Genomic DNA, 25,926 nt, shown 5'->3' with positions numbered 1-25,926 from the left:
GTCGAGCCGCCTTGCTGAAGATCGTTGTATTCACAGGGATTCCCTGTGCTGGCGACTCTGCGTCCATGTCGCCTGCCTCACAGCCGGATTTATTCTGGAATCACAGCCCGCAACAAATTTTCGGCCGACGAGGCCGCTAACGATGGAGCCCACAGATGATCATCGGCGTCCCCAAAGAAATCAAGAACAACGAATTCCGCGTAGCCATCACGGCCGCCGGTGTCCACGAGTTCCGCACCCACGGACACACCGTTCTGGTTGAGCGCGGCGCAGGGCTCGGCTCGGGCATCACCGACGAGGAATACTCGATCGCCGGAGCCGAAATCGTCAACGAAGCTGACGACGTCTGGGCCCGCGCGGACATGGTCATGAAGGTCAAGGAACCCATCGCCGCGGAGTACCACCGCTTCCGCAAGGGCCTCATCCTCTTCACTTACCTGCACCTCGCCGCAGAGCCCGAGCTCACCGCCGAGCTCATCAACTCCGGCGTCACCGCCATCGCTTACGAAACCGTGCAGGAAGGCCGCACCCTCCCGCTGCTCGCCCCGATGTCCGAGGTTGCAGGCCGCCTGTCCGTGGTGGTCGGCGCTTCTTCCCTCATGGCTCCGGCCGGTGGCAAGGGTGTCCTCCTGGGCGGCGTACCGGGCGTGCGCCCGGCGAAGGTTGTTGTCCTCGGCGCAGGCGTTGCGGGAACCAACGCCGCCGCCATGGCGCTGGGCCTCGGTGCTGATGTCACCATCATGGACATCAACATCAACCGGCTGCGCGAACTGGATGCCCTCTACCAGGGCCGCCTGAAGACCGTTGCTTCCAACGCCTACGAGATCGAGAAGTCAGTTATCGACGCAGATCTGGTGATCGGCTCCGTCCTGATTCCGGGCGCCAAGGCTCCCAAGCTGGTCACCAACGAACTGGTTGCCCGCATGAAGCCAGGCTCGGTCTTGGTGGATATCGCTGTTGACCAGGGCGGCTGCTTCGAGGACACGCACCCCACCACCCACCAGGAACCGACGTACAAGGTCCACAACTCGATCTTCTACTGCGTTGCCAACATGCCTGGCGCTGTTCCGAACACCTCCACGTACGCACTGACCAACGTCACCCTGCGCTACGCCGTGGCACTGGCCAACCTGGGCGTCAAGGCCGCCTTCGACCGCGACCCCGCCCTGGCCGCCGGCCTCAACATCGCCGCAGGCCACGTGGCACACCACTCCGTGTCCGAGGCGCACAACCTGCCCTTGGTCACCGACTGGCACAGCCTGGTTTCCGCGTAGCGGACAGACACAAACAAGCACGAGGGCGGGTTTAGCCCGCGCCGAGTTGGCACTTAATCCCAATGTTGGCGCCAAACACTGGGATTAAGTGCCAACTCGCGGGGAGGTTTGGGTCTGGCGACTAGGGCTTTCCGGGGAGCGACGGTTCCAGGTGCGTTGGAACCGGGACTGGAAGACCGGACGGGCCAAGCTTTGAGGGATCGATCGTGGCAGGGTCAATGTCCGGCGGCGTTACGGGCAACACCGGAGGCGTGGGGATGACGCCGTTTCCGGGATCGGCACGGGACGGGACCCGGGGCGCGTGCGGCGATGCTCCACCGGGCTGCGGCTGAGGATCGGGAACGATCGGAGTGCCCGGCGTGGCAGGCGTCGGCTGGAGCTCCGCTGGAACAGGAGCCTGCTGTGGCCCTTCTTGGACCGGCAACGGTTCCGGGGTTGAACCGGCGGGGCCCTTGGGCTGGGGAGCGCTGCCGGAGCCCGGGGTGAACTGCGAAACTACGGAACCGATCGCTGCGCCAAGGTGCTGGAATGCACCCGGCAGGCCGCCCTCTGATGCCACCGCAGCCGTAGCTCCACCAGCCAAGGACACAACAACAGCGAGGCCTGCCACAGCCGTCCGACGATTCTTCCGACGCCGGGCAGCAAGTTCGTCCCCAGGCGCGGATTCCGGGGCAACCGTGGCGAGTACCGCCGTCGGCGCGCCGGATGATGCAGAGGGGCCGGCCGTCGTCGTGATCTGCTGGGTGCCTGTGATCTGCCGGGTAACAGCAGCCGGGCTGCTGACCATGAGCGCGCGGACTGCATCGGACGGCAACGGGGCGGTGCTGGCCAGCGATCGGAGTTCAAGCAGTTCGGTGCGGAGGTGCGCGTCATTCAGCCCGGCGTCGGCCAGCAAGTGGTCGACTGCCTGCTGGTCGCTGCGTCCGCGAGGCGCAAATTGTTCGCTCATGATGTGCCGTTCCTTAGTAGTGCACGCTTCTTCAGTGCACTCAATGCCCTGCGCTGCAATTGTTTGACGGCTCCCTGGGACTTGCCCATGATCGCCGCGGTATCCTCCACCGAGAGGTCAGCAACAACCCGGAGTGCCAGGACTTCCCGATAATCGTCGGGGAGGTCGTCGAGGATTTCAGTGACACCCAGGCCAGCGGCCCTGCCGAAAGCCTGGTCTTCGGCCGATGGTGCCCGACGCCCGTCCAAATCCGCTTCATACGGCGTCGAGTCCGGCGTTCGTTCCCGTTTGCGGTAGTGATCCACCATCCGGGCGTGCGCGATGGAGAACAGCAGGGTCTTTGCGCCCTGGAGTCCGCCGTGGAGCGTTTCCAGCTTTGGATACAGGGCAAGGAACACGTCCTGCGTCACGGCCTCCGGGTCGTCCACGCCCCGGGCCCGGAGGTAGCCAAACACCGGTCCGGCGAAGTTATTGTAGGCAGCCGTGAACAGCAGCGCGGGGTCGTCCTGATCCGCCTGCACATATTCATCAGCCAAAGGGTCAAGCACCCGTGGATGCCTCCGTCCCACACACTACGTAGCGGGGCTCCTTGTCCTAAGCCAAGGAGCCCCGCCCTTAAACCGTAACCGCTGCTTGCTTAGCGGACAGAATCGAGGGGAGCTCCGGGAACAGCCGGAACCTCGGTGGGAACCTGCGTCGGCAGCTCAGGCGCCGCAGGGACAGCAGGCACTGCCGGGACGGCGGGCGTCGCCGGAACGGCAGGCACTGCGGGTACAGCCGGAACCGCAGGCGTTGCCGGGAGCTCCGACGTGACGGCGGCGTCGGCGTCGACCTCTGCCTTGGCCGAACCGTCGGCCTTCAGGTCCGCGGCGTTACCAGCCTCGATGACGGCCTCGCAGTGCGCCTCCACCTTGGCTTCGCCACCTGCGGCAATGGCCAGGGACTCGAAGCCCGGGACCTTCGTGTCAGACTTCAGGCCGCCGTTGAGGAAGGCGGTGCAGAGACCGAAGGCCTCCGGGGAGGTAGCGGCTTCCGCTGCTGCCTTGGCTTCGGACACGGCGTCAGTGGCCTTGGCCTGGCCAGCCTGGGCGGCCTCAGTTGCTGTTGACTGCGCGGTCTCGACGGCGTCAGTCGCCTTGGTCTTGGCGGCGTCGGCTGCTTGGGCAGCCTTCTCAGCAACCGGGGCCGGCGCGCCAACGAGGTCGTGAGCGGTCTGTTGGATTCCGGTGGGAAGTGCGCCATTGAAGGCAGCGACACCGGTTCCACCGGCAGCTACGGCTCCGGCAGCCAGGACGCCCGCGGCGACTTTGCTGGTGGCAAGGACAGTGAACAAGGACATGAAACCCTCCGACAAACGATATTGGGATTGCCCCGGTCGCGGTTGGGTCGCGACCGGATGATCAGCGTGCGGACGTGGCCCGCACTCCCCTTACATCGTTCGCGCCAGCGGTGAGGTTACGCGTTCCCCAAAATTTTTTTGGTGGGGGTCCGTCCGGCTATCGGTTGAGGACACGCAGGTTCGTCCGAGCCGCGGAAAATTGCTTCTGCCGCCCCGATTTGAACGTCCTCAGCCCGTTCTAGGGTCACCAACGGATTTGGGTGTCGCTCGCGGACCTATCCGGCCAGGGCCCTAGCATGTTCGATCAGCTTCAGCACGGCAACCGAGTCGGCCGGATCAACAGGTGCCGGAAGCGTTGAGGCGGTGCCGCCGTCGTCGAGTTTTTCAGCGAGGATCCGGTAGAACTCCGGGTAGGCACCGCGCTCGGTGGGGATGGTGGTGCGCTGGCCGTCCACTTCCAGCGTGCCATGGTTCTCGGCAGGCTCGACGCCGTACTCGGGGTTCGAAGGCAGCCCGCCAGCCAAGACATACGGCTCCTGCGGGTCGGTGCCAAACTTCACGAAGGCGCCGTCGGTACCGAGGATGCGGAAGCGCGGGCCGTGCAGGTGGCTGTTGAGGTTGATGGTGACATGGCTGATCACGCCCGACTCGTGCTGGAGGGCCAGGAAGACGTCATCATCGGCGCTTTCCTGGGGACGGCGCGCTGCGATCTCTGCGAAGGTAACCGTGGCTGGTCCGAAGAACCGTAGCGTGAGGTCCAGGACGTGGGTGCCGAGGTCGAACAGGACACCGCCGCCGTCTTTCGCTGTGGCGCTGGCTTTCCAGGCCTTGGAGATCTCCGGCGCCCAGCGCTCCATGCCCACCTCAAACCTGGTTACGGTACCCAGCGTCCCGGCGTCGAGCAGTTTTTTCACGGTGAGCGAGTCACCGTCCCAGCGCCGGTTTTGGTACACGGTGAGGACGCGGCCCAGCTTGGCCGCTAGTTGGATGAGTTCATCGCCCTCGGCGCTGCGGACCGTGAACGGTTTATCAACGACGACGTCGAGCCCGGCTTCCAGCGCCGCTTTCGCGAGCGGGTAGTGGGTTGCAGGCGGCGTGCCGAGGACGATGAGGTCCAGCTGGCCAGCCAGGGCCAGGATGTCCTGCGGGGTATTGACGACCGTGGCCTGTGGATATCGCTCATTGGCCTTCGACTGGCGCGCCTCATCCGAAGTTGCGATGACGGCGAGCTCGTAGGCAGGGTTGCTGGCGATGAAGGGCGCGTGGAAGACGCTGCCCGAGAGGCCAAAACCTGCGACGGCGGTACGGATCGGCGTGGAAGTCATGACCCTAGGCTAGATCAGTAGACCTCCCGGCGGTGGGCGGCGCGGAAGATGATGACGACGAGTTGGTCGTCGTGGATCTCATACAAGACCCGGTAGTCCGATATGCGGATCCGCCACGCGTTCGACTCCGCGGAGAGTTTCTTCACGCCATCCGGGCGGGGGTTTATTTCAAGCTCTGCGATGGCCAGCAGCAACTTCCGGCGGACTTGCGCGTCCAACTTCCGAATCTGTTTTGCGGCCGCGCTGCTGAACTCCACGCGGTATCGGTTCACCGCGTGATGCCGTTCTCCTCCAGAAGATCACTCAGGCTAACGCGGGCGCCGTCGTCTTCTGCTTTTGCAGCCCTAAGCGCATTGAGGTCCGCCTCATCTTCGAGGCGCTCAAGGCGTTCAAGGTCCTCCGCGCTGATGAGCACCGCGGCAACCTTGCCGCGTCGCGTGATGCTGATCCGTTCATGGCCATACGCCGCGCGGTTGATGGTGTCGGAGAGGTGGACTCGGAGGTCAGCGACACTCACGACGTAGTCTGCGGTTCCCATGAACCCATTTTAGCCTCAAATGTACTTTATGTACATCTCGTACATCCAGTAGGTGCCCGGCAAGTGCGGGAAGTGAGAGAGCGATCCGCCCAAGCACGAGGGAAGTGAGAGAGCGTTGGGACGGCGAAGGCCGGGAACCTCCCCGAACCCAATACAGGTTCAGGGAAGTTCCCGGCCTTCAGGAAACTAGAGCTGGAGGGCTACTTCTTGGCGCCCTTTTCCCAGCCGAGGGTGGTCCAGTCCGGAACGTTGGAGAGGCTCTTGAACAGGGACGGGCCGTAGTTGGCCAAGCCCGTGCGCACGAACTGGATCTCCGGGCCGTTCATGACAACCCCCATGGAGTAGTACTTCTCCATGTGCTTCTTCTCCACCTCCATGGCCGCCTTGTTGCGCTCGGCGTCATCGGCGATCGAGGAAAGACGCTTGATTTCCGCATCGAGTTCAGCGTCACCGAGGCCGTTTTCGTTGGTGGTGGAGTCGTAGTACTGCTTCACTACGTCGGTGGCGTCCGGGCCAACCGTGTATCCGGAGATAGTCACGTCGAACTCGCGGGAGCCAACAACCTTGCCGAAGTCGGCGTCACCACGCTGGTCGATGGAAACATCCATGCCGGCTGCCTGCAGTTGCTTCTGCAGGGTCTGCGAGGTTGCAGCCGTGGTGGGGTCGTCACCGAAGTTGGTGATCTTGAAGGAAACAGGAACACCATCCTTCGCCATGACGCCCTTGTCGTTCGGAGCATAACCGGCGTCCGTCAGGACCTTCTTGGCAGCCTCGGCGCCGGCGTCCTTCACAGGATAGTTGTCCTGGTAGTACTCGGAGAACGGCATGAGCATCATTGAACCCGAGCTCTCCTCGGACCAGTTCAGGCCGTTGAAGCGGACGTCACGGATCGCCTTGCGGTCAACAGCGGTGAAGATCGCTTCACGTACGGCGACGTCGGTAAGGGCCGGGCGCTTGGCGTTCAAGTTGAGGCCACCGGCGAACAGGCGCTGACCACGACGGACCTCTGAGTTGGTGCTGCCTTCCAGCTGCTTGTAGCGGCCCAGGGTACGGCCGTTAGCGGCGTCGATCTCACCATTCTTGAATGCAGCGATAGTTGCACTCGGCTCCATCTGACGCCAGATGACCTTCTCCAGGACCGGCTTCTGGCCCCACCACTTCTCGTTAGGGACCATGGTGACCGTCTTGGCAGTGGTGTCGAAGTTCTCCACCTTGAAGGGGCCGGCCATCCACTCCGGGTGCATGTTCCCGGCGAAGCCCTTGTTGAAGGTTTCGGCGTTGTTGTTGGCCGGGTGGATCAGGCCGAAGAAGAGAGAGTCCAGCGGGAAGACAGGCTGGGTGGTGGTGACAATGACTTCCTTGTCATTGGCGCCGGCTTTGACGGAATCAACAAAGGCGTAGTTGCCGGCCGACACGATGTCGATGGACTTATCTTCACCCTTCAGCATGTTCCAGGTGTTTTCGAACGTCTTGACGTCGATCGGCGTCCCATCGTTCCAGGTCGCCTTTTCGTTGACCTTGATGGTGATGGTCTGCTTGCCATCCTTGACTTCGCTCTTGACCTCTTCGCAGAAGTCTTTGTTGGGCTCAGCCTTGCCGTTGAAGTCCAGCTTCCAGCAACCACCGATACCGCCGCTGGTGATGGCCGCCGGGTTGACCGGTGTCAGCACAGCGGAAGTGTCCGCACTATTGCCCACATTGGAGAAGCCATTGAAGTCCGGCCCGAGGCTGCCCACAGCCAGTGTGACAGTGCCACCAGGCTCCAGGTCTTTCGCTTCCTTGGCGTTGACGCTAATCAGCTTGCTGATGTCGCCGCCGCTTTCTTCTGCCTTCTGGGAGGCCGGACCCGACGGCGTTCCCCCGCCGCAAGCGGTCAGCATGAGCGTTGCTACGAGCGCTACGCCGCCGATCGTCGTGTATTTCTTCATGGTTTGCCCTTCATGTTTACGACTGGAAATCTTTGCGAGTTGAATAACAGGGTTTCAATCGATGCGTCATATGTCGTCAGGCATGCACCACCAGCATGTCAGCATCTATCTCTCCATCCGGGAAGAAGCAGGCAAAGTCCTGAGCTCCCTCGGAAGCCAGTGGCGGCTCCAGAGTAAGGCACTTCTCCTGCTTTGCGGCAGGTAGCGCGGCAAACACGGGACAACGGGTAGCAAAATTGCAGCCCTTGGGCGCATCCAACGGGCTGGGCAGGTCTCCCTGCAGGATGATGCGTTCGCGGGTGCGTTCCAGGTTGGGGTCCGGCACCGGGATCGCGGACAGCAAGGCCCTCGTGTAGGGGTGGCGCGGATTGTCGAAGACGTCGTCCACATCCCCGGTCTCCACGATCTTGCCCAGGTACATCACGGCCACGCGGTCTGAAATGTGGCGGACCACCGAGAGGTCGTGGGCCACCATAAGGTAACTCAGGCCCAGTTCGGCGCGGAGCTTGTCCAGCAGGTTGATGACCCCGGCCTGAACGGACACGTCCAGCGCAGATACCGGTTCGTCCAGCACCACAAGCTTGGGATTGACCGCGAGCGCCCGGGCAATGCCAATGCGCTGACGCTGACCGCCGGAGAACTGGTTGGGGAAGCGGTTCACGTGATCCGGTTGCAGGCCCACCAGCTTCATGAGTTCCATGATGCGTTTCTTGATGGCAGCCTTGGGCATCCCCAGGTTTTCCAGCGGTTCAGCCAGGACCTCGTACACGGTGAAACGCGGATCCAAGGCACCTGTGGGGTCCTGGAACACCATCTGCATTTCCTTGCGCATGGCCATCTTGGTCTTGTGGTCGGTGGCTACCTTGTTACTGACGCCGCCAATCACCACCTCGCCCATCTGATCCGGGTGGAACTCCATGATTTCCAGGAGTGTGGTGGTCTTGCCGCAGCCGGACTCCCCCACAATCGAAACGCATTCGCCCTCGCGGATATCGAAGCTCAAGCCATCCACGGCCTTCACCGTGCCGATCCGCCGCTTGATCAGCGCACCCTTGAGCAACGGGAAGTGCTTTTTCACGTCCTTGAGTTCCAGGACCTTGTCGCGCTCGACGCGAGCGACGCCGTCGAACTTTGAAACGGGCTTGGGCGGCGCGTGGAAAATCTTGTGCGCGTCTGCGTTACCGGACAGTTCATCAGCTTTGATGCAGGCTGCCTTGTGTCCCAGCGTCTGGCCCTCAACACCGGGGACGGTAATAAGCTCCGGCTCGCCGTGCAGGCAAGCGTCGCTGACCAGTGGGCAGCGGGCTGCGAACGAACATCCGGTCACGGGCAAGGCGAGGTTGGGCGGCGTTCCCTCGATGGGAACCAGCGACTGCCTGCCCGAGGTATCAACGCGCGGTACTGCGCCGAGCAGTCCCAGCGTGTACGGCATCCGCGGGTTGTAGTAGATGTCTCCCACGGTGCCGGTTTCCACGGGCTTGCCGGCATACATCACCATGATGTCGTCGGCCATGCCCGCTACGACGCCGAGGTCGTGCGTGATCATAACGACGGCGGCACCGGTCTCCTCCTGCGCGGTGTGCAGGACTTCCAGCACCTGCGCCTGGATGGTGACGTCCAACGCCGTCGTAGGTTCATCGGCGATCAGCACCCGGGGATCGTTAGCGATCGCAATGGCGATCATCACGCGCTGGCGCATGCCGCCGGAAAATTCGTGCGGGAAGGCCTTCAGCCGATCCTTGGGGCTCGGAATGCCCACCATCCGCAAAAGGTCGACGGCGCGGGCTTCTTTGGCCTGCTTGCTCATGGTGGGATTGTGGACCGTGAGCGCCTCAATGATCTGGTTGCCCACCGTGTAGACGGGGGTCAGCGAGGACAGCGGGTCCTGGAAGACCATGGCGATGTCATTACCGCGGTGCTTGCACATGGCTTTGTCGCTGAGGCCCAGGAGCTCCTTGCCCTTGAAGCGCACTGAGCCGGTGATGTCAGCCGTTTCCGGAAGGAGTCCCATGATGGCCATGGACGTGACGGACTTGCCGGAACCGGACTCGCCCACGATCCCCAGCGTCTTGCCCGGCATGAGATCGAAGTCCACCCCGCGGACCGCGTGGACCACACCGTTCTCGGAGTTGAAGCGGACGTTGAGGTCGCGGACGCTGAGGACGGCGTCGCCGGGAGCATAAAGTCCTGCATCGCGAAGGCGCTCGGCGGGAGTGATGTTGGTGCTCATTTGTTGATCTTCTTTGCGGTCTTGGTCTTCGCCCGGCCAATTGAACTGGAGCTGGGGTCGAAGGCGTCACGGAGTCCGTCGTTCATCATGGCCAGCGAACCGGTCAGCAGGAACATGACAGTCAGCGGTACCCAGAACATCCACGGGAAGGAGGACACTTGACCCGTCGCCTGGCCGATCAGGACACCAAGGCTGACGTCAGGGAGCTTGATGCCAATGCCGATGAAGGAGAACGCGACTTCGGCGAGGATCGCACCGGTGATGCCACGGGTGAAGTCGAGGACAAGCAGCGAGCCGATGTTCGGGACGAGGTGGCGCCACACGATGCGGCGGGACGGGACACCCATGTACTTGGCGGCTTTGACGTAATCACGCTGCATCAGGGACATGGACAGCGAGCGCACCAGGCGGGCGGTGCCCATCCAGCTGAAGAACAGCAGGACGACGATCAGAAGGAGCCAGCTAGGCAGGTCCTTGAGACCGCCGCTTCCGCTGGTAGCAACGGCGACCACCAGGATGGCGGGCATCATGATGAGCGCTTCAAGGATGAACAGCATGGTGGCGTCCACCTTGCCCCCAAAGAACGCCATGGTGCAGCCGTATACCGCCGAAATCAGGACGGAAACGCCGCCCACGATCAGGCCGATGAGAATGGAGGTCCGGGTGCCGTCCACAATGAGCGCCATGAGGTCGATGCCGGCCTGCGTGGTCCCCAGCAAGTGGTCCGGCGACGGTGGCATGCCAATGTTCAACGGATCAAGGGTGTCCTTGTCCCACGAAGTCAGGAACCCGCCAAAGATCGAGAAGAGGAACAACGCAAGGAAGATGAACAAGCCAGCGACGGCGGTCCGGTTTCGCATGAAGCGACGGAAGATGATGCGGGACTTGCCAATGACGACGTCCTGGTCAGCTACCCGGGCCTCGTCGATTTCCGCAATGGGATCAATGATGTTGGTCATTACTGGACCCTCACTCGTGGATCGACCAGCGTGGTGGCGAAGTCGGCAAGGATGGCGCCGATCGCGAAGATCACCGAGCCATAAGCCAGCGTGGCAGTGGCGACGTTGACGTCTTGGAGGCTGATGGCTTGGATGCTCCAGAGGCCGATGCCTGGCCAGGCGAAGATGGCCTCAGCGAAGAAGCCGCCCGTGAAGATGGCCGGGATGGTGAAGGCGATGCTCTGCGCCACCGGGATGAAGGAGACGCGCAGGGCATGCTTCCTGATGGCCTGGTTGCGGGTCAGCCCCTTGGCCCGGGCAGTGCGGACGAAGTCAGCGTTGACGTTGTCCAGGAGGTACTGCCGCTGGGCGATCTGGTAACCGGCCCAACCAAAGATGGTCATCGCAAAGGTGGGCACGGCATAGTGGGCCACAAGGTCAACGAAAGCCGGCCAGCCTGGCTCAATTCCCGGCGTCGAAATTCCCGTGACGAAGAAGATGCGCTCGCCTACGGCCTCGTTGATGCTGATGGCACCGAGCTGCACCAGGAAGTACGCGATGGGTGCGGGGAGGATGTGCACCAGGTAGCTGTAGGACGTGATGACGCGGTCTTGGAATTTGTACTGGCGGGCTGCGGAATAGACACCGAGTGCGACGCCGATGACCAGGGTCAGGATGATCGAGGCGATGAACAGCCGGGTGGAGACCATCACGCGGTCCGCGAATTCGGCGTTGACGAACGCCCCGTTCGGGCTGCGGCCCCAGTCCCAGCGGGTCACAATTCCACCGAGCCACTGAATGTACCGTTCCCATGGGTTCAAATCCGGGTCCAGTCCGAGTCCCCGGAAGGACGCCGCTACCTGTTCAGGGGTTGGCCGCGGGATCTTTTCCTGCTCCAGGACTGCGGGCTTGAGCGATGAGACCGCCAGGAAGTAACCCGCACTCGTGGTCAGGAAGATCATGATCAGGTAGATGCCCGACCGCTTCATCAGATATTTCAGCATGTCGGGCGGCTGCCCCGAATCGTGGCAAAACTCAATGCTCGTCCTTCCGCGGTTCCCGGCTGTGGCCGGCGTCAGCTACGAATTGGCGCAGCGGGTTGTTGGGTCCCCCGCACCCCTTCAGTGATCACCAGCCCTGTATGGCATGCGTCACATTCAAAAGGAAACTACCACAATAACTGCTTCACGTTTTGCTTCGGGGCACCCGGTTTCGCGCCTGCAGCCAGATTGTTATGTGCCGACCAGGTCATGTTTACGACGTCGGCAGCACCATTCCGCTTACCGCGGCGGGGATGGGGGCGCTAACAGGAGCGAATCGACCTGCCAGCGCCGGATGCGGTGCGATCTAATCGGCGCCCATGAGCCGCGTGACCAGTTCGCGCCAGGAGTCCGCAAGCCGCATGGGTGAAATGCCGCGGACGCGGACGTCGTCGACTATTCGCTCAGGGTCCAGCGCGTAGGTCAGGGACATCGCCATCACCCAAGGATCCGCGATTCCCGCCTCCCGCAGCAGGACCTCCATATGTCGGTGCGAAAGCTTGGTTGCGGGGACATCGAACCTGTTGCGGGTAGCAGCGCCGGCCGCTTTCAAGAGTTCGCCGTTTTCAAGGACAAAGTAGATCCGGCCCTCTCCGAATGCCACCAAGCGATCCTTTGGTGCGGCGCCCGGGCCCAGTGGCGGCGGTCCGAACATGAAACCGTGCTGGAATTCGGACTCCGAGTCGCTCAACAGGGTCATCATGAGCCCGGCGCGGCTACCAAAGCGGCGGAAAACTGTCCCCTTGCCCACCTTGGCCCTGCACGCGAGTGCGTCCATGGTTAGAGCTTCGGCGCCAAGCTCGGCCACTAAATCCCGGGCAGCGCTGAGTAAGCGCTCGCGATTTCGCGCGGCATCACTGCGTTCGGACGGAGCACCGAATGGCACGTCCGGCCGGATGGGGATCGAGCTCACAAAAATATTCTAGACCCCGGGAATAGAAAGCGGACCACAGTCCGTTTAGTATCGATGAAGGCTCCCAAGCCCCAGACATCGCAGGTCGGGTCCGCAAGGCACCCGGCCAGACACAAGGAGACACCATGTCCAAGAGCACTGTTCTTACCCTCGTCGGCAGCCTGCGCGCCGATTCCCACAACAAGAAGCTCGCCGAAGCCATCCAGCTGAACGCACCCGAGAACGTTGATGTGCAGATCCACGGCTCACTGGGCACCATCCCCTTCTACAACGAAGACATCGACGTCGAAGGCCAGGTTCCCGCCGAAGCCGCCGCCCTCCGCGCGGCAGCAGCCGACGCCGACACCATCCTGCTCGTCACCCCTGAGCACAACGGCACCATGCCGGCCTCCCTGAAGAACGCCATCGACTGGCTGTCCCGCCCCTTCGGTGCCGGCGCCCTCTCCGGCAAGCCGACCGCCGTCGTCGGTACCGCTTTTGGCCAGTTCGGCGGCGTGTGGGCCCAGGACGAGGCACGCAAGGCCGTCGGCATCGCCGGCGCCAAGGTCCTCGATGACGTCAAGCTGGCCGTCCCGGGTTCCATGATCCGCTTCGCTGAACTGCACCCGAAGGACGACGCCGAGGTTGTAGAGCAGATCAAGGGCATCTTCGAGCCCCTGACCGCCGTTCAGGAAGAAGCAGCAGCCTAGTCTCTCCCTTCTGATGCCCCCGTTCCGCTTCCCGCGGGGCGGGGGCATTCGCGTTTCTGCGGGCTTGGGCGTGACCAACTCTTGTCCGAACCGTCACCCTAGCGGCATGTTGTGTTCCGCCATCCCGTCCTAACGTTGGAGATATAGGTGACGGACAGGAGCGCGGGCTGTCATGCATGCCGGACGGGGACCAAAGAGTACGACGGCGATCGCGGCCGCCTGCCTTTTGGTGGGCCTGTGGGTGGTTGGCTGCACTACGGCCCCTGCTGATTCTGGGGCTGCCGGACCTTTGCCTACGGTTTCCGTGACTTCACCGGATTCTTCACCCAGTGCTGCACCCGCGGCTTCGACCTCGGCTGCGCGGCCTTCTGTTGTTCCTGCTCCGGGTACACCGTCCGTCGCCGTCCCCGCCGCGCCGCTCCCGCCAGCCGCACCAACTCCCGCACCGTCAGCTGTGCCCCCGAGCACCCCCGATTCGTCGGTGGCCTCGCCGACGCAGCCGGCGCCCGTCGTCGAGCCCTCACCCCAACCGGGCACCAGCGCGCCTGAACCAACAGCCACCGCAACGGTTATACCTGTGGATTCGAACGGCTCCGGACCTGCGGTCTACTACGTGGCAATCGACGACGGCGGCGCCCGCGGCGTGCGGTTCGGCTGCAACGACAGCTTGGTACCCGTCAGGGGCGTTGCCACACCCGGCGATCCGTTGTCCGTGGCCCTTGGGCGACTGCTGGAGGCGGGAATGCCGGTGGACAGTGATGCGGCCCTCTACGACGCACTGGCTAATTCGTCACTGCGCTACCTCTCCGGCTACATGAGCGGTGCAACCGTGGTGGTTAATCTCAGTGGATCCCTGCGGCCCGGGGGCGTGTGCGACGTCCCACGCATCCAGGCGCAGCTGACGCAGACCATCGTGTCGGCAAGTGGTGCCTCGAGGGCCGAGATCTACGTGAACGGCAGGACATTGACCGAGGCCCTGAGCGTGCGCTGAGCGTAGCCTTGCAGTTCCATCGCTGGACCGTTGTCCGTGGTTGCCCAGCTGTTCCGTGGTTTCCAACAACGGAATAGCGGAGCAGCGACGTGCTGCAGGAGGATAGGCCTATGACGAGTCCGGATCTTCACGCGTGGCCAGCGTTGCATGGCACTTACCGCCGCTCGGAGGTATCGGCCACGGTGGGACATGGTGATGCGCGCTGGGAACGCGCCACCCATCAGGTGCTCCGCTGGGGCGTGAAGACGGCCAGCGGGTTCTCCGTCGACACCCCCGAGCCTGTGGCGGCAGGCGATCGAGTTTTAGTCACCGCGCATTTTCTCGGCGCCCGCGTCCTTGAACCGGTTGAAGTTGTCGCAGTGGTTCAGGAACGGGACAGAGTTGGCTTCGCGTACCGCACCCTGCCAGGGCACCCTGTTTCCGGCGAGGAAGCCTTCATTGTGCACCGCGTTGGGGACGAGGTACTCCTCACCATCCGTTCGTTGACGGGTCCGGCACCGCAGCAGCCCTGGAGAGCGCTCTACCCGCTCCTTCTGCTCCTGCAGCGCGTGGTGCGCCGGAGGTACCTCCGGGCGCTGCGCTAAGACCGCCCTGCCCTTTGCAGGAGTGGCTACGCCGTTGCGATCGCCAGTACCCTCCGGAGTGCCCACGCCACACGCAAGAGGGCCAGCAAGGAGGCGAAAGTCAGCACGAAGACCAGCGCTTCAGGGATCCACAGGCCCCTGTCGGCGTCTCCTTCCAGGACCACCGTGACCAGGGCGGCAACCACCAGTAAACCCAAACCCGGGATGGCAAAAAGGAACACCTCGCCGATTTGGCGCCGATGGGTAGCGGACAGTTTCTCCAAGGGAAGTTCCTGCTGCCCCGGCGCAGCTTTCTTCCCCAGTACGTTGATCAGCATGGACACACTGGTAAGAGTCAGCCCTGCCGTAGCCCCAGCCAGAGTCGCAAGTGTCTGGAACAGGGTTCGCCGCGCACCGGGATCCACGCTCTCCAGCATCAGCGGTTGACGCGCAAGCAGCGCGATTCCCAGCCAGGACAGGACAGCAATCGCAGCCCACCCGAAGTCAGCGCTGGGATGCAAGAGAAACCAACGCCACGGAGTCCTGCGGCGCCCGGTTCGCTCGACGTCAACCTCGTACAAGCTCATGATCTGCACCGCCTTGGTTCTCCTCGGCTAATTGACCGCCCCTTTCGGCGCTCTCCACGGCTGCCGCCCGAGCTCCCCGCACAGTGGCCATCCCACCCGCAACGATGTCCGGCACCAAGGCCGAATCAGCCGAGCCCTTGATGTCCGGCAGGGTCCTCGCAAAAAAAGCCTCGTTGTCCTTTGCCCGTTTATTGAGGATGGTGATGGCCTCAGCGGTGGACTTTTGAGGATCGTTGAAGATGTCCGGGTCCACCTCGATGTGCGAGATAAACCGCTCCTTCAGGAGGTCCACTACCTCACGGTCCCCTGTCAGGGAGTCCTTGCCCTCAGCCACCACGTAATCGAAATGCTCCACGGATCCGGCCCTCCGGAAGAGGTCGATCAGCTGTTGGATGCGGTCACGAATCCGCTGTTTGTCCTCGGCCTTCCCGGACCTGCCGACGCTCAGGGAAATCCGGAACGTACCCTCATTCATGAGGCGCGAGGCGCTGTCCAGGACGTCAGCCCATTCGCCCTCCATGAGCTTCCCGGACAGACGTTCGGCGGGAAGGGCGAACTCGAAACGGCTCACCTCCAGCCGGGTGAGGATTTCCTCGATATCCTCGCGGACAACCGGCACCAGGCTTGGCTCAAGTCCCAGCATTCCCTCGAGGTACTCGCCCATCCTGGACGCCCGGGGGCCGTTGCCGCTGGTCAGTACCGCGATGACATTCCTCTTCAGAAAGGCAAAGTAGGTGGTTTCCAACAGATGGTCACCAGGAGCCAACGGCAGGGGCTTGCGCCGCCCGAGGGCATCGCCGACACTCGGCAGGTTGGTGTCCCGCACCCGGTCCAAGAGCAGCACGGGATGCGGTGACGACGCCACGGCCTGCGCGAGCAACACAGTGCCGTCCACACTGGTGAAGTGCCTGTCCGTCCCGGCATCCTGGGCCTTCTTCAGAACCTCAGCCACACGGCGTGCGGGAAATGGCCTGCTGAGCCCGTCACCGTTCAGCTGTTCGATCCGCCAGAACTGTATGCTGCGCCGTGCCATGGATGCTCCCCTCGTCTTCCGTGACCCACGCTATCGGCAAGGCCTGACATTAAAGCCGAGTGCCGCCGTCGTGCGTTTCAGCTCGCTGGCGGGTACCGCGTTCAAAGGCTGTACTTGGGCCCCGGCGCGAACAGCGAGTCCATCTCGTCGTGGCTGCGCGTGCCGGCCAGCCCCGCCCAGTTGCCGTCGCCGAGGATTTCCTTCGCCACCCGGGCCACCTTGGCGTACGCGGCCTTGGCTGCGTTGCCGCCGATGCTGACGCGACGGACCCCTGCGTCGTGCAGTTCAAGGGGCGACGGCGCTCCGACGCCGGCCAATGCGTTGAGCGGTGCCGGAATCCGACTGGATAGCTCATGCAGGACATGCAAATCCACGACGCCGGGCACGAAGATTCCGTCCGCACCCGCAGTGAGGTAAGCCTCGGCACGCCGCAACGTCTCGTCATAGGCGGTGTCCGGGAACTGTCCCGACAGGTAGGTATCGGTACGTGCGTTGATGAACAGCGGTATTCCACGATCGTCAGCCGCTGCGCGGATCAAGGCGATCCGGCGCGACTGTTCGGCAATGTCCGTGAGCGGCTCAGTAGCGGAGTCCTCAATGTTGATCCCCACGGCTCCCTCGTCCAGGACAGCGTGGACAGTGGCACGAAGTTCGTCGTCGGTGCGCCCGTAGCCCGTCTCGATGTCCGCCGAGACCGGCAACCGGGTCGCCCCCGCAACGCGTCCGAGGGCAGCCATTGCCAGGCCCCATGGCACGTGGTCGCCGTCCCGGAACCCCAGGCTCCAGGAGACCGCCGAGCTCGAAGTGGCAATCGCCGTCGCACCCGCCTCCTCCACAACGCGAGCGGAGGCCGCGTCCCACACGTTCACGAGCACCAGGGGCGTCGGCCCGGCGTCGTGAAGTTTATGGAAGTGCTCGGCCTTGGTCACGGATCCCCGGTGCGCTGTCATAGCTACATTCCAGCCCTTCCCGAACCCGGCGTAAAGCTCGGCCTGCCAAAATGAGGTAATTCGAAAACAACTGTTGCCTCATTAGCAACATCGGGGAGTATCCTGTCACTGTGACCCACGAAACATTGGATGCCGGCGCAACGCTGCCCGCTGAAGCCATCGACGCCATTGAGCGGGCCGCCACGGCCGCCCACCCGCACGAGGAACTGTTCTCCGCGCGGGCCGCCAACATCAAACAGTCCGCTGTCCGGGATGTCTTCGACATCTCGATGCAGCCAGGGCTTGTCTCCCTCGCTGGCGGGAACCCGTACCTGCAGTCGCTACCTCTGGAAAAGCTTGGCCAAACCGCGGCCCGCATCATCGCCGAAGAGGGCATGACCGCCCTCCAATATGGCGGCGGCCAAGGCACGGAGGAACTCCGCCAGCAGATCTGCACCATAATGGCAGCCGAAGGAATCACCGACGCCCTCCCGGGAAACGTGGTCATCACCGCGGGGTCCCAGTCGGCGCAGGACGTCGCAACCAAGGTCTTCTGCAATCCCGGTGACGTCGTCCTGGTGGAAAACCCGACTTATGTGGGCGCCCTAAACACGTTTGAGGCTTACCAAGTCCAGGTGGAACCCATCGAAATGGACGACGACGGTCTGGTACCAGAACTGCTTGAGGCCAGAATCGCAGAGCTCCAGTCCGAGGGCAAGAACATCAAGTTCCTCTACACGATCCCTAACTTCAACAACCCCTCCGGAATCACGCTAGCCGCGGAACGCAGGCAGCGAATCGTCGATATATGCCGTGATGCGAATATCATTGTCCTCGAGGACAACCCCTACGGACTACTGCGGTTCGATGGCCGCCCGATCGCCCCGATGCGAGCCGCCAACCCGGATGACGTCATCTACCTGGGCTCGTTCTCGAAAATCTTCGCCCCCGGACTCCGCATCGGCTGGGCCCTGGTTCCCGCACACTTGCAGCGTCGTTTCTACCTCGCCTCCGAGGCAGTGACCCTCTGCCCGCCTCCGCTGAACCAAATGCTCGTTTCGGCATACCTTCGTGAGTACGACTGGGAAGGGCAGATCGAAACCTACCGGACGCTCTACGCGGAACGCTGCGGGGCCCTGTTGTCCGCACTCGACGAGTACATGCCGGCAGGCCTCACCTGGACACGCCCGGACGGCGGCTTCTTCGTTTGGGTCACGCTGCCTCATGGCGTGGACACCTACCCCCTGCTCGGGAAAGCGATCGACGCAGGGGTCGTCTTCATTCCCGGCGCAGCTTTCTCCCCGGCCGACGGACCTTCCAACAAGCTCCGTCTCGCTTTTAGCGCTGTACCGCCCGATACGATAGCCGAAGGTGTCCGCCGCTTGGCCCCTGTCCTGGCTGATGCCATTGAAGCCACCAATGAAGGAGCACCACAATGACCGGAGTTGTGATCGTCGGAGTAGACGGCAGCGAGACCGCGATGAGGGCAGCACAAGCCGCCCAGCAGTTGGCGATCGGCCTCGGGGCCAGCCTTCGGGTGGTCAGCGCCTTCGACAGCAACCGGACAGAGGTGGTTGAGATCGGCACCGACAAGTGGATCGTCTCCGACGCCGCCGAAGCTGAAGCTGTGGCCCGCGCCGTAGCCGAGCGCCTGACAGATGACCGCCTCGAGGTCACATACTCAGCAGCCCGCGGCAAACCGGGGGAAGCATTGGTCAAGGAAGCTGAGGTCCAGGACGCCCGCCTGATCGTGGTTGGCAACCGTCGCATGCAGGGCCTGGGCCGGGTGCTTGGAAGCGTAGCCAACACCGTTGCCCACACCGCGCCCTGCGACGTCTATATCGCCAAGACCGACCAGCCGTAAGGCGAGCTGAATCACGCCGCCGGGTGGGGAGCCTCACCCGGCGTTTGGCGTCTTTTGGGCCAGGTGCCGGAAGTCATCGTTATAAAATCGAGATGCCCCCAATGGCGCGTGCCACCTCAATATATCGACTTCAGGGGAACATCTTCTTGCTTACTTTGCAGCCGCGCCAGCGCGTGGGCCATGACATACTGCTTGCCCGCCATGGCAACCACATCAGCACCATGCGCTATGACCGAACCAACGATCGCATCATCGCGATGCTCGACGACGGATCCTGGGACAGCGCCCCCAACGTGATTACCCCCGGCCTTGATATGCCGGAGACCCTCAGTAGCGTTTTCCGCAAGGATTGGCGATTCCTTTCCGTGGCATGCGTTGCCATGGTCACCGTGGCCGCCATCGCGATGGGCATCAGTGTTGAGATGGCCAACCACATGTCGACGACGGAACTTCAGGCGCTGCTGGTCAGTTACCCGGCGTTCTAGCCGGCTACGCGAGCATCCACTCTCGCAGCAGCCACCACAGGCCGGCAATCACAATGCCACCAAACAACGAGCCAGCAATAACCTGGCCCAGCGTATGGGCACGCAGGACCAGACGGGACCAGCCAACTGCAGGTACGAGCAGCAGCAAAGGGAGCCACGCCGGCCCGAACATCATGACGGCAATGACGGCGGCCGCAGCAAGGGCCGAAGCATGCCCGCTCATTTTCCAGAACGCGCTGACTATGGCCAGTACCCCGATGCCTCCTATGAGCGCGATGATCATCACCGTGACACTCACCGGACCGCTAAGCAACTGCAGCACGAGCAGGCCAACCACCACTGACGCCAACGCCATCAGTAGCAACGCGGGCCGCTGGCGTCGGTCGCTGACATGGTGATCCGTGACCCTGCCCAGCTTCACCATCACCAGCACATACGCCAGCGGCAAGACGCAGACGAAAATCGCCGCGAGCAGCCCGAACCACATGGTCCCCGGAAACCCGGGCTCAATGGCCGGGCTGATCAGCAGGAGGACCGTAACAACTAACGGCGGCTGAAAAACTTCCGTCAGCGCGCGTGCAACCGTGCGCCACGGCCCTGTCACCAACTGTGGGCGTACGTGGCCGGGTTCCTCGCTTATTGTCTCGACGCCACGGCCAGCGCCGGGGCCGGCTTTCTGGTCAGTCAAGCAGCAGTGCCGGTTCTTCAAGAATGGATGCAACATCCGCCATGAAGCGCGCGGACAGATCCCCGTCCACCACGCGGTGATCGAAGGAACCGCCGAGTGTGGTGATCCAGCGAGGGATGACTTCGCCGTCCAGGACCCACGGCTTTTGCTTGATGGTTCCGAACGCAATAATGGCTACTTCGCCGGGGTTGATAATGGGCGTTCCAGTATCAATACCGAGTGCGCCGATGTTAGTGATGGTCAGGCTTCCACCCTGCATCTCAGCCGGCTGCGTCTTGCCTGCCCGGGCCTTGGTGGCCAACTCGTTGAGGGCTAGGGCCAATTCCTTGAGGGAAAGATCTTGGGCGTCCTTGATGTTGGGGACCATGAGGCCGCGCGGGGTTGCGGCTGCAATCCCGAGGTTCATGTAGTGCTTCACCTGGATCTCCGCGCCACCCTTTCCGTCGGCATTATCTACCCAGGTGGCGTTGACGCTGGGGTTGCGGGCGGCGGCCCAGATCACTGCCTTGGCAAGGATGAGCAGCGGCGAAACCTTGATGCCTTCGAAGTCGCGGGAGGCCTTCAGCCGCTTGACGAACTCCATGGTGCGGCTGGCATCCACGTCCACGAAAATGCTGACGTGGGGAGCCGAAAAAGCTGAATCCACCATGGCCTTGGCGGTCGCCTTGCGTACACCCTTGACCGGCGTCCGCTCCACACGCTGATCCTGCGGCTTCTTCGACGCACCCCAGAAACTGTCCGCTTGGTCATGTTCGGCATCCCGCTGGGCCTGGTAGCTCACCAGATCTTCACGGGTCACTTCACCCCGCTGGCCGGTAGCTACGACGTCCGCGAGATCGATGCCGAGGTCCCGGGCGAATTTGCGCACGGGAGGCTTTGCCAGAACCTTGTTCACCAGGCCGCTGATGGTTCCGCTGATAGCTGCACCCCGAGAGGCCGCAGCCTGCGGCGCTGAAGTTTCGGGCGCGGCGGGTTGCGCCTGGGTGACAGGCGCCTGGGTGACAGGCGCTTGGGTGACACGTGCGACGGCGGCGGGGGGCGCCGTCGTGCGGTGTGAAACCGGGGATTCGGCCGCTTTGGCTTTCACTACCGCCTGGTGGTCCTGGACGGTGCCTTCGGCATTTTCGGCGACTGTCGCTGCTTCAACCGATGCCCCAGCCGGGCGTTTGCGTGCGCGACGCTTGACGGCGTCGGCCTTGGGTCCCGAACCGACCAGCGGACCGCCGGCCGGACGGTTGTCGTCGCCGTCGTCGGCGGGCAGCTTGCCATAGAGGGGCATCTCGACGGCGGGCGCCTCAGTTGCAGCTGGCGTCACAGGCGCTGCATCACCCTCCTGGCCTTCCGAAACAGCGATGATTGCCGTGCCGACCTCAACCGTGATGCCTTCCTCAACCAGCAGCTCCGTGACAGTGCCCGCGAAAGGCGAAGGGAGCTCAACGAGCGACTTGGCGGTCTCGATCTCGCACAAGACATCGTTGATGGCAACAACGTCGCCCGGCTTGACCTTCCAAGCCACTACCTCGGCCTCGGTCAGGCCTTCGCCAACGTCCGGCAGGTTGAATTTCTTTACAGTCACAGTGGTCCTCGATTTCCGGTCACCCGGCAGCGAGGCCGGGCTGGATCAGGGCGGTTTAGTAGGACGGCGGTTTAGTAAGACAAGGAGCGGTCGAGCGCCTCGAGGATCTTGTCGATGTCCGGCAAGTAGTCCTCTTCCACCTTGGCAACGGGGTACGGCATATGGAACCCGCCAACACGGATGACGGGTGCCTCCAGATGCAGGAATGCCCGCTCGCTGATGCGCGCAGCGATCTCGCCGCCGATGCCACCAAAGGTGGGGGCCTCGTGGGCTACGATCAGGCGGCCCGTCTTCTTGACCGATGCTTCCACGGTGTCAAAGTCGAGAGGCGAGATGGAGCGGAGGTCGATAACTTCAATGCTCCGCCCGTCCTCAGTTGCAGCATTTGCGGCCGCCAGCGCAACCGGCACTAGCGGGCCATAGGCCACAATCGTTGCATCCGTGCCTTCACGGACAACGTGCGCCTTGAAGGGGTCCTCAGAAAGGCCGGCATTCTCGACGTCCACCTCACCCTTGAGCCAGTAACGGCGCTTGGGTTCGAAGAAGATGACGGGGTCCTGGCACTCAATGGCCTTCTGGATCATCCAATAGGCGTCATGGGCGTTGGAAGGCGAAATGATGCGCAGGCCCGCGGTGTGGGCGAACAGCGCTTCAGGGGACTCGGAGTGGTGCTCGATGGAGCCGATGCCGCCGCCGTATGGAATGCGGATAACCACTGGAACGGTCAACTTGCCGAGGCTGCGGGAGTGGATCTTGGCCAACTGGGTGGTGATCTGGTTGAAGGCGGGGTAGACAAAGCCGTCGAACTGGATCTCGCACACCGGCGAGTATCCGCGAAGCGCCAGGCCAATAGCGGTTCCGACGATGCCGGACTCGGCCAAGGGGGTGTCAACGACCCGTTCGTCGCCGAACTCCTTGATGAGCCCATCGGTGACACGGTACACACCGCCCAGATGTCCGATGTCCTCGCCCATCAGCAGGGACTTGGGGTTGTTCGTCAGCGATGCCCGGAGACCCTCATTGATGGCCTTCGCAATGGTCATTGTTGCCATCAGTTAGCTGCCTCCTGGTCGCTTTCGAAGCCGGCCGAGTATTCCTCAAACCAAGCCAATTCCTCCGCAATCAGCGGGTGTTGTTCGGCGTAGACATTGGCGAAGGCTTCGCGGATATCCGGGACCTCAAGGCCATGTGTTGTGCTGCGGACGTATTTCGCGAGCTCATCGCCGTCGGCCTTGACCTGATCGAAGAACGCTTCATCTGCGAGCCCTTCGGTGCGCAGGTACTTCTCCAAGCGGTCCAGCGGATCCTTCTCGCGCCAGGCAGCTTCTTCGGCAGATTCCCGGTACTTGGTGGGGTCATCGGCAGTGGTGTGCGCGCCGACTCGATAGGTATAGGCCTCGATGAGCACGGGGCCCCGGCCCTCGCGGGCATGCTCGAGTGCCCACTCCGTGACGGCATGGACGGCGATGACGTCGTTGCCGTCCACACGGATTCCCGGGAAACCGTAGCCTTTGGCACGGTTGGCCAGCGGAACCTTGGTCTGGACTTCCGTGGGTACGGAAATAGCCCAATGGTTGTTCTGGCAGAAGAACACAACGGGGGCGTTGTAAGAAGCAGCGAACACCATGGATTCGTGGACATCGCCTTCGGAGCTGGCGCCATCACCAAAGTAAGCGATGACCGCGGCCTTCGGATCTGTGGAGTCAGTGGCCGCTGCGAGCTTCTGGTCCCTTTGGATACCCATGGCATAACCAACAGCGTGGAGCGTCTGGGCTGCGAGCACCAACGTGTACAGGTGGAAGTTATTCTCCCGCGGATCCCAGCCACCATTGGATACACCACGGAACTGCTTGAGCAACTCGGCAAGGTCCACGTTGCGGACCAACGCCACACCGTGTTCGCGGTAAGTGGGGAAGATGTAGTCCTGGGACTGGCTTGCGTGGCCCGAACCTATCTGCGCGGCTTCCTGACCGGTCAGCGGCACCCACAAGGCAAGCTCGCCTTGGCGCTGCAGTGCAGTCGCTTCCTGGTCAAAGCGGCGGATTCTTGCCATGTCAGTGTAGAAAACACGGAGCTTCTCCGGATCAATCCGCTTGGCGTAGTCCGAGAAGACAGGATCGGATCCCAGTTTCCCGTCGGGTCCGAGCAACTGCACCATTTCCACTGGTTCGCCTGGCGCGGCTGCTGCCGCGGTGGTTGCCGCGAGAGTTTCTTCCGTCCCGGGGGGCAGTTGTGTCGAGCCCATTCCGTCTCCTTGCTTGCCGTGGCGAGGCGCCGGGCAATGTTCTGTCGCTGGGATATATGCCCGTTCCGGAATGCATTCCGGAACGGGCATATATTTTGGCTTTCGTCCCTTACTTTATCGGCAGTAAGTATCGATGGCGCATTTGTTAACCGCTAGGAACCTTGCGGAGCCTTTGTATAACCTGCACAGAGATCCAAGAACCGGGTGTTGGCTTCCACCTCGCCGATGCTGACCCGAACACCCTCATTTCCAAAGGCGCGCACAGACAGGGCCTGCTCGGCCGCCAAGGCAGCAAACTCCGCGCTGTGCTCGCCAAAATTCAACCAAACAAAGTTGCCTTGAGCCTCGGGGACGAACCAGCCCAGCTCCCACAGGCCGGCCGTCACGCGATCCCGTTCATCCACCAGGCTTTGTACCCTTTCCACAACCTGATCGAAATTCTCGATGGAGGTAACCGCGGCGCGTTCCGCAATTTGGGAAACGGCAAAGGGAGTGGCCGTCACCCGAAGGTGCTGAGTAAGCAAGGGACCGGAGACGCTGTAGCCAACGCGCAGGCCGGCCAGGCCGTGCGCCTTGGAGAAAGTCCTCAGCACCACCACATTGGGGTATTTGCGGTAGAGCTTGATGCCGTCAACAGCGTCAGCGTCCCGCACAAATTCCTGGTAGGCCTCATCGATGACCACCACCACGTTGGACGGCACTGCCTGGATGAAGCGTTCTGTTTCCTCGGCCGTGAGGATCGGTCCGGTGGGGTTGTTGGGCGTGCACAGGAGGATCACCTTGGTGCGTACTGTGACTGCAGCAGCCATGGTCTCGAGGTCGTGGCGCCCGTCCGACAGCAGGGGGATCTGCACACTGGCTGCGCCAGCGAGTCCGACGCAGATGGGGTAAGCCTCGAAGGAACGCCAGGCGTAGATCACCTCGTCCTGCTTACCGTCATCGTTCTGCCCGGCGAACGTGGCCAGGATCTGGTTCAGCGCCCCCAAGCTGCCGGCACCGGTGACTACATCGTCAGCGGGAACATCCAGGAAGCCAGCCAAGGCGTTGCGCAGCTTTGTGGCCAGCGGGTCCGGGTAGCGGTTGATGTCGGTCTGGTCCGCAATTGCCTGCAACACTGCAGGAATCGGAGGCAGAGGGTTTTCGTTGGACGACAATTTGTAGCTGGTGAGGCCCTCAATCGCAGCGGGGGGTTTACCAGCCGCATATTTGGGGAGCCTGTCCACGACCGGACGAGGGAGTACGCCCTCCGGTGCGTTGTCAGTAGTAGTCATGGCTCCAAGCCTACTTGTCCATCCACGGCTACCGCTGAGCTCTTTAACAGTTGCGTGTGAAAGCATGGGCCCATGGGTTCATTCATCATTCGTGTGCTGATCAACGGGCTTGCCCTGTGGGTTGCAACGTGGCTCCTGCAAGGCATGGATATCACCACAAGCGCCACCGAGTCTGCCGCCGCCAACGCAGGACTCACCCAAGGTGCAGACGCCGCCGGCATTATTCTGGCGTATCTGTTCATCGGACTGATCTTCGGAGTGGTGAACGCTTTCGTCCGGCCTTTAGTCAGACTGTTATCTCTCCCAGTGACCATCCTGACGCTTGGCCTGTTCACGATCGTGATCAACGCAGCGATGCTGTATCTGACGGCGTGGCTAAGCACGTTCACTCCAGTGCACCTCACCATCGACTCCTTCTTCTGGACAGCGATCCTGGCTTCGATCATCATCAGCATCATCTCCATGGTGGCCGGCCTGATTCCGGGCGCCCGGAAGCGCTAGCTGGCTCGCCGGAGAATACCCTCCGCGTTG

Annotated in this window: 28 protein-coding genes; 8 read left to right on the top strand and 20 right to left on the bottom strand. The window is 62.6% G+C overall.

Translation table 11 applies throughout. The features are described from left to right. Positions 1–155: 155 nt before the first annotated feature. Entirely contained in the window at positions 156–1,274 is a 1,119-nt protein-coding gene (ald, locus tag AC0J5Z_RS03585) for an alanine dehydrogenase (RefSeq protein ID WP_475037487.1), read from the top strand. A gap of 121 nt (positions 1,275–1,395) precedes the next feature. On the opposite strand, the gene AC0J5Z_RS03580 is transcribed toward ald, so the two are convergent. From AC0J5Z_RS03580 to AC0J5Z_RS03530, 11 genes are all read right to left on the bottom strand, one after another. Continuing rightward, a complete protein-coding gene (locus AC0J5Z_RS03580) occupies positions 1,396–2,223 on the bottom strand; it encodes a hypothetical protein (RefSeq protein ID WP_475037486.1) in 828 nt (275 codons plus the stop codon). Then, positions 2,220–2,771 carry an RNA polymerase sigma factor gene (locus AC0J5Z_RS03575; RefSeq protein ID WP_475037484.1) on the bottom strand — a complete coding sequence of 184 codons (552 nt, stop codon included), beginning with the start codon at positions 2,769–2,771 and terminating at the stop codon, positions 2,220–2,222. The genes AC0J5Z_RS03580 and AC0J5Z_RS03575 overlap by 4 nt, the downstream gene beginning before the upstream one ends. Before the next feature lie 89 nt (positions 2,772–2,860). After that, positions 2,861–3,562 carry a hypothetical protein gene (locus AC0J5Z_RS03570; RefSeq protein WP_475037482.1) on the bottom strand — a complete coding sequence of 234 codons (702 nt, stop codon included), beginning with the start codon at positions 3,560–3,562 and terminating at the stop codon, positions 2,861–2,863. A gap of 275 nt (positions 3,563–3,837) precedes the next feature. Beyond that, entirely contained in the window at positions 3,838–4,887 is a 1,050-nt protein-coding gene (locus tag AC0J5Z_RS03565) for a Gfo/Idh/MocA family protein (protein WP_475037481.1), read from the bottom strand. 14 nt (positions 4,888–4,901) lie between these two features. Beyond that, positions 4,902–5,159, bottom strand: a complete 258-nt coding sequence (locus AC0J5Z_RS03560; RefSeq protein WP_475037480.1) for a type II toxin-antitoxin system RelE family toxin — start codon at positions 5,157–5,159, stop codon at positions 4,902–4,904. Continuing rightward, entirely contained in the window at positions 5,156–5,425 is a 270-nt protein-coding gene (locus AC0J5Z_RS03555; protein ID WP_475037479.1) for a type II toxin-antitoxin system Phd/YefM family antitoxin, read from the bottom strand. Before AC0J5Z_RS03555 ends, AC0J5Z_RS03560 begins: the two co-directional genes overlap by 4 nt. 200 nt (positions 5,426–5,625) lie before the next feature. After that, a complete protein-coding gene (locus AC0J5Z_RS03550) occupies positions 5,626–7,353 on the bottom strand; it encodes an ABC transporter family substrate-binding protein (RefSeq protein WP_475037477.1) in 1,728 nt (575 codons plus the stop codon). A gap of 76 nt (positions 7,354–7,429) precedes the next feature. Further along, complete coding sequence (locus AC0J5Z_RS03545) at positions 7,430–9,583, bottom strand: dipeptide ABC transporter ATP-binding protein (RefSeq protein ID WP_475037476.1); 2,154 nt, start codon at positions 9,581–9,583, stop codon at positions 7,430–7,432. Further along, positions 9,580–10,542 (bottom strand): ABC transporter permease, encoded by a 963-nt coding sequence (locus AC0J5Z_RS03540; RefSeq protein ID WP_475037474.1) that lies wholly within the window; start codon positions 10,540–10,542, stop codon positions 9,580–9,582. Before AC0J5Z_RS03540 ends, AC0J5Z_RS03545 begins: the two co-directional genes overlap by 4 nt. Further along, positions 10,542–11,525, bottom strand: coding sequence for an ABC transporter permease (locus AC0J5Z_RS03535; RefSeq protein ID WP_475037473.1), 984 nt, complete (start codon positions 11,523–11,525; stop codon positions 10,542–10,544). Before AC0J5Z_RS03535 ends, AC0J5Z_RS03540 begins: the two co-directional genes overlap by 1 nt. A gap of 343 nt (positions 11,526–11,868) precedes the next feature. Then, positions 11,869–12,474 (bottom strand): TetR/AcrR family transcriptional regulator, encoded by a 606-nt coding sequence (locus AC0J5Z_RS03530; protein WP_475037472.1) that lies wholly within the window; start codon positions 12,472–12,474, stop codon positions 11,869–11,871. Positions 12,475–12,599: 125 nt separating this feature from the next. On the opposite strand from AC0J5Z_RS03530, the gene AC0J5Z_RS03525 reads away from it, so the two are divergent. Beyond that, positions 12,600–13,163 (top strand): NAD(P)H-dependent oxidoreductase, encoded by a 564-nt coding sequence (locus AC0J5Z_RS03525; protein WP_475037471.1) that lies wholly within the window; start codon positions 12,600–12,602, stop codon positions 13,161–13,163. A gap of 129 nt (positions 13,164–13,292) precedes the next feature. Here the strand turns inward: AC0J5Z_RS03525 and AC0J5Z_RS03520 are convergent, their stop codons facing one another. Then, positions 13,293–13,724, bottom strand: coding sequence for a hypothetical protein (locus AC0J5Z_RS03520; RefSeq protein WP_475037469.1), 432 nt, complete (start codon positions 13,722–13,724; stop codon positions 13,293–13,295). A 16-nt stretch (positions 13,725–13,740) separates the two neighbouring features. On the opposite strand from AC0J5Z_RS03520, the gene AC0J5Z_RS03515 reads away from it, so the two are divergent. Both AC0J5Z_RS03515 and AC0J5Z_RS03510 read left to right on the top strand, forming a co-directional pair. Further along, on the top strand, positions 13,741–14,154 hold the full coding sequence (locus AC0J5Z_RS03515; protein ID WP_475037468.1) for a GerMN domain-containing protein: 414 nt from the start codon (positions 13,741–13,743) through the stop codon (positions 14,152–14,154). Between the two features lie 110 nt (positions 14,155–14,264). Beyond that, positions 14,265–14,738 carry a DUF1990 family protein gene (locus tag AC0J5Z_RS03510; RefSeq protein WP_475037467.1) on the top strand — a complete coding sequence of 158 codons (474 nt, stop codon included), beginning with the start codon at positions 14,265–14,267 and terminating at the stop codon, positions 14,736–14,738. A 26-nt stretch (positions 14,739–14,764) separates the two neighbouring features. Here AC0J5Z_RS03510 and AC0J5Z_RS03505 read toward each other — a convergent pair whose 3' ends face one another. The 3 genes from AC0J5Z_RS03505 to AC0J5Z_RS03495 all read right to left on the bottom strand — a co-directional run bounded on the left by AC0J5Z_RS03505 (position 14,765) and on the right by AC0J5Z_RS03495 (position 17,287). Further along, positions 14,765–15,304 carry a hypothetical protein gene (locus tag AC0J5Z_RS03505; RefSeq protein ID WP_475037466.1) on the bottom strand — a complete coding sequence of 180 codons (540 nt, stop codon included), beginning with the start codon at positions 15,302–15,304 and terminating at the stop codon, positions 14,765–14,767. Continuing rightward, positions 15,285–16,337 (bottom strand): hypothetical protein, encoded by a 1,053-nt coding sequence (locus AC0J5Z_RS03500; RefSeq protein ID WP_475037464.1) that lies wholly within the window; start codon positions 16,335–16,337, stop codon positions 15,285–15,287. The genes AC0J5Z_RS03505 and AC0J5Z_RS03500 overlap by 20 nt, the downstream gene beginning before the upstream one ends. A 101-nt stretch (positions 16,338–16,438) precedes the next feature. Next, complete coding sequence (locus AC0J5Z_RS03495) at positions 16,439–17,287, bottom strand: isocitrate lyase/PEP mutase family protein (protein ID WP_475037463.1); 849 nt, start codon at positions 17,285–17,287, stop codon at positions 16,439–16,441. Between the two features lie 110 nt (positions 17,288–17,397). Here AC0J5Z_RS03495 and AC0J5Z_RS03490 point away from each other — a divergent pair, with 110 nt between their 5' ends. From AC0J5Z_RS03490 to AC0J5Z_RS03480, 3 genes are all read left to right on the top strand, one after another. Further along, positions 17,398–18,705 (top strand): aminotransferase-like domain-containing protein, encoded by a 1,308-nt coding sequence (locus AC0J5Z_RS03490; protein ID WP_475037462.1) that lies wholly within the window; start codon positions 17,398–17,400, stop codon positions 18,703–18,705. Further along, positions 18,702–19,130: a universal stress protein gene (locus AC0J5Z_RS03485; RefSeq protein ID WP_475037461.1), complete on the top strand. Its 429-nt coding sequence runs from the start codon at positions 18,702–18,704 to the stop codon at positions 19,128–19,130. Before AC0J5Z_RS03490 ends, AC0J5Z_RS03485 begins: the two co-directional genes overlap by 4 nt. Positions 19,131–19,303: 173 nt before the next feature. Then, positions 19,304–19,615, top strand: coding sequence for a hypothetical protein (locus AC0J5Z_RS03480; protein ID WP_475039522.1), 312 nt, complete (start codon positions 19,304–19,306; stop codon positions 19,613–19,615). Between the two features lie 4 nt (positions 19,616–19,619). Here AC0J5Z_RS03480 and AC0J5Z_RS03475 read toward each other — a convergent pair whose 3' ends face one another. The 5 genes from AC0J5Z_RS03475 to AC0J5Z_RS03455 all read right to left on the bottom strand — a co-directional run bounded on the left by AC0J5Z_RS03475 (position 19,620) and on the right by AC0J5Z_RS03455 (position 25,395). Further along, on the bottom strand, positions 19,620–20,219 hold the full coding sequence (locus AC0J5Z_RS03475; RefSeq protein ID WP_475039520.1) for a phosphatase PAP2 family protein: 600 nt from the start codon (positions 20,217–20,219) through the stop codon (positions 19,620–19,622). A 76-nt stretch (positions 20,220–20,295) separates the two neighbouring features. Further along, on the bottom strand, positions 20,296–21,879 hold the full coding sequence (locus AC0J5Z_RS03470; protein ID WP_475037460.1) for a dihydrolipoamide acetyltransferase family protein: 1,584 nt from the start codon (positions 21,877–21,879) through the stop codon (positions 20,296–20,298). Positions 21,880–21,950: 71 nt separating this feature from the next. After that, complete coding sequence (locus AC0J5Z_RS03465) at positions 21,951–22,931, bottom strand: alpha-ketoacid dehydrogenase subunit beta (protein ID WP_062072602.1); 981 nt, start codon at positions 22,929–22,931, stop codon at positions 21,951–21,953. Beyond that, positions 22,931–24,124, bottom strand: coding sequence for a pyruvate dehydrogenase (acetyl-transferring) E1 component subunit alpha (gene pdhA, locus AC0J5Z_RS03460; RefSeq protein WP_475037459.1), 1,194 nt, complete (start codon positions 24,122–24,124; stop codon positions 22,931–22,933). Before pdhA ends, AC0J5Z_RS03465 begins: the two co-directional genes overlap by 1 nt. Positions 24,125–24,276: 152 nt before the next feature. Continuing rightward, complete coding sequence (locus AC0J5Z_RS03455) at positions 24,277–25,395, bottom strand: histidinol-phosphate transaminase (protein ID WP_475037458.1); 1,119 nt, start codon at positions 25,393–25,395, stop codon at positions 24,277–24,279. A gap of 72 nt (positions 25,396–25,467) precedes the next feature. Between AC0J5Z_RS03455 and AC0J5Z_RS03450 the strand changes: the two genes are divergently transcribed. Next, positions 25,468–25,896, top strand: a complete 429-nt coding sequence (locus AC0J5Z_RS03450) for a phage holin family protein (protein ID WP_475037457.1) — start codon at positions 25,468–25,470, stop codon at positions 25,894–25,896. Positions 25,897–25,926: the final 30 nt, after the last annotated feature.

It is taken from the genome of Paenarthrobacter sp. TRD_SC_7 (genome assembly GCF_056156245.1).
Note: the sequence above shows the minus strand (reverse complement) of the source record. Positions and strands in the feature narration are given on the sequence as shown.

Coding starts and splice junctions, on each gene's coding strand:
- ald (WP_475037487.1), top strand. CDS start 156: ATGATCATCGGCGTCCCCAAAGAAATCAAGAACAACGAATTCCGCGTA.
- AC0J5Z_RS03580 (WP_475037486.1), bottom strand. CDS start 2,223: ATGAGCGAACAATTTGCGCCTCGCGGACGCAGCGACCAGCAGGCAGTC.
- AC0J5Z_RS03570 (WP_475037482.1), bottom strand. CDS start 3,562: ATGTCCTTGTTCACTGTCCTTGCCACCAGCAAAGTCGCCGCGGGCGTC.
- AC0J5Z_RS03565 (WP_475037481.1), bottom strand. CDS start 4,887: ATGACTTCCACGCCGATCCGTACCGCCGTCGCAGGTTTTGGCCTCTCG.
- AC0J5Z_RS03555 (WP_475037479.1), bottom strand. CDS start 5,425: ATGGGAACCGCAGACTACGTCGTGAGTGTCGCTGACCTCCGAGTCCAC.
- AC0J5Z_RS03550 (WP_475037477.1), bottom strand. CDS start 7,353: ATGAAGAAATACACGACGATCGGCGGCGTAGCGCTCGTAGCAACGCTC.
- AC0J5Z_RS03545 (WP_475037476.1), bottom strand. CDS start 9,583: ATGAGCACCAACATCACTCCCGCCGAGCGCCTTCGCGATGCAGGACTT.
- AC0J5Z_RS03540 (WP_475037474.1), bottom strand. CDS start 10,542: ATGACCAACATCATTGATCCCATTGCGGAAATCGACGAGGCCCGGGTA.
- AC0J5Z_RS03535 (WP_475037473.1), bottom strand. CDS start 11,525: ATGCTGAAATATCTGATGAAGCGGTCGGGCATCTACCTGATCATGATC.
- AC0J5Z_RS03525 (WP_475037471.1), top strand. CDS start 12,600: ATGTCCAAGAGCACTGTTCTTACCCTCGTCGGCAGCCTGCGCGCCGAT.
- AC0J5Z_RS03510 (WP_475037467.1), top strand. CDS start 14,265: ATGACGAGTCCGGATCTTCACGCGTGGCCAGCGTTGCATGGCACTTAC.
- AC0J5Z_RS03505 (WP_475037466.1), bottom strand. CDS start 15,304: ATGAGCTTGTACGAGGTTGACGTCGAGCGAACCGGGCGCCGCAGGACT.
- AC0J5Z_RS03500 (WP_475037464.1), bottom strand. CDS start 16,337: ATGGCACGGCGCAGCATACAGTTCTGGCGGATCGAACAGCTGAACGGT.
- AC0J5Z_RS03495 (WP_475037463.1), bottom strand. CDS start 17,287: ATGACAGCGCACCGGGGATCCGTGACCAAGGCCGAGCACTTCCATAAA.
- AC0J5Z_RS03485 (WP_475037461.1), top strand. CDS start 18,702: ATGACCGGAGTTGTGATCGTCGGAGTAGACGGCAGCGAGACCGCGATG.
- AC0J5Z_RS03465 (WP_062072602.1), bottom strand. CDS start 22,931: ATGGCAACAATGACCATTGCGAAGGCCATCAATGAGGGTCTCCGGGCA.
- pdhA (WP_475037459.1), bottom strand. CDS start 24,124: ATGGGCTCGACACAACTGCCCCCCGGGACGGAAGAAACTCTCGCGGCA.
- AC0J5Z_RS03455 (WP_475037458.1), bottom strand. CDS start 25,395: ATGACTACTACTGACAACGCACCGGAGGGCGTACTCCCTCGTCCGGTC.
- AC0J5Z_RS03450 (WP_475037457.1), top strand. CDS start 25,468: ATGGGTTCATTCATCATTCGTGTGCTGATCAACGGGCTTGCCCTGTGG.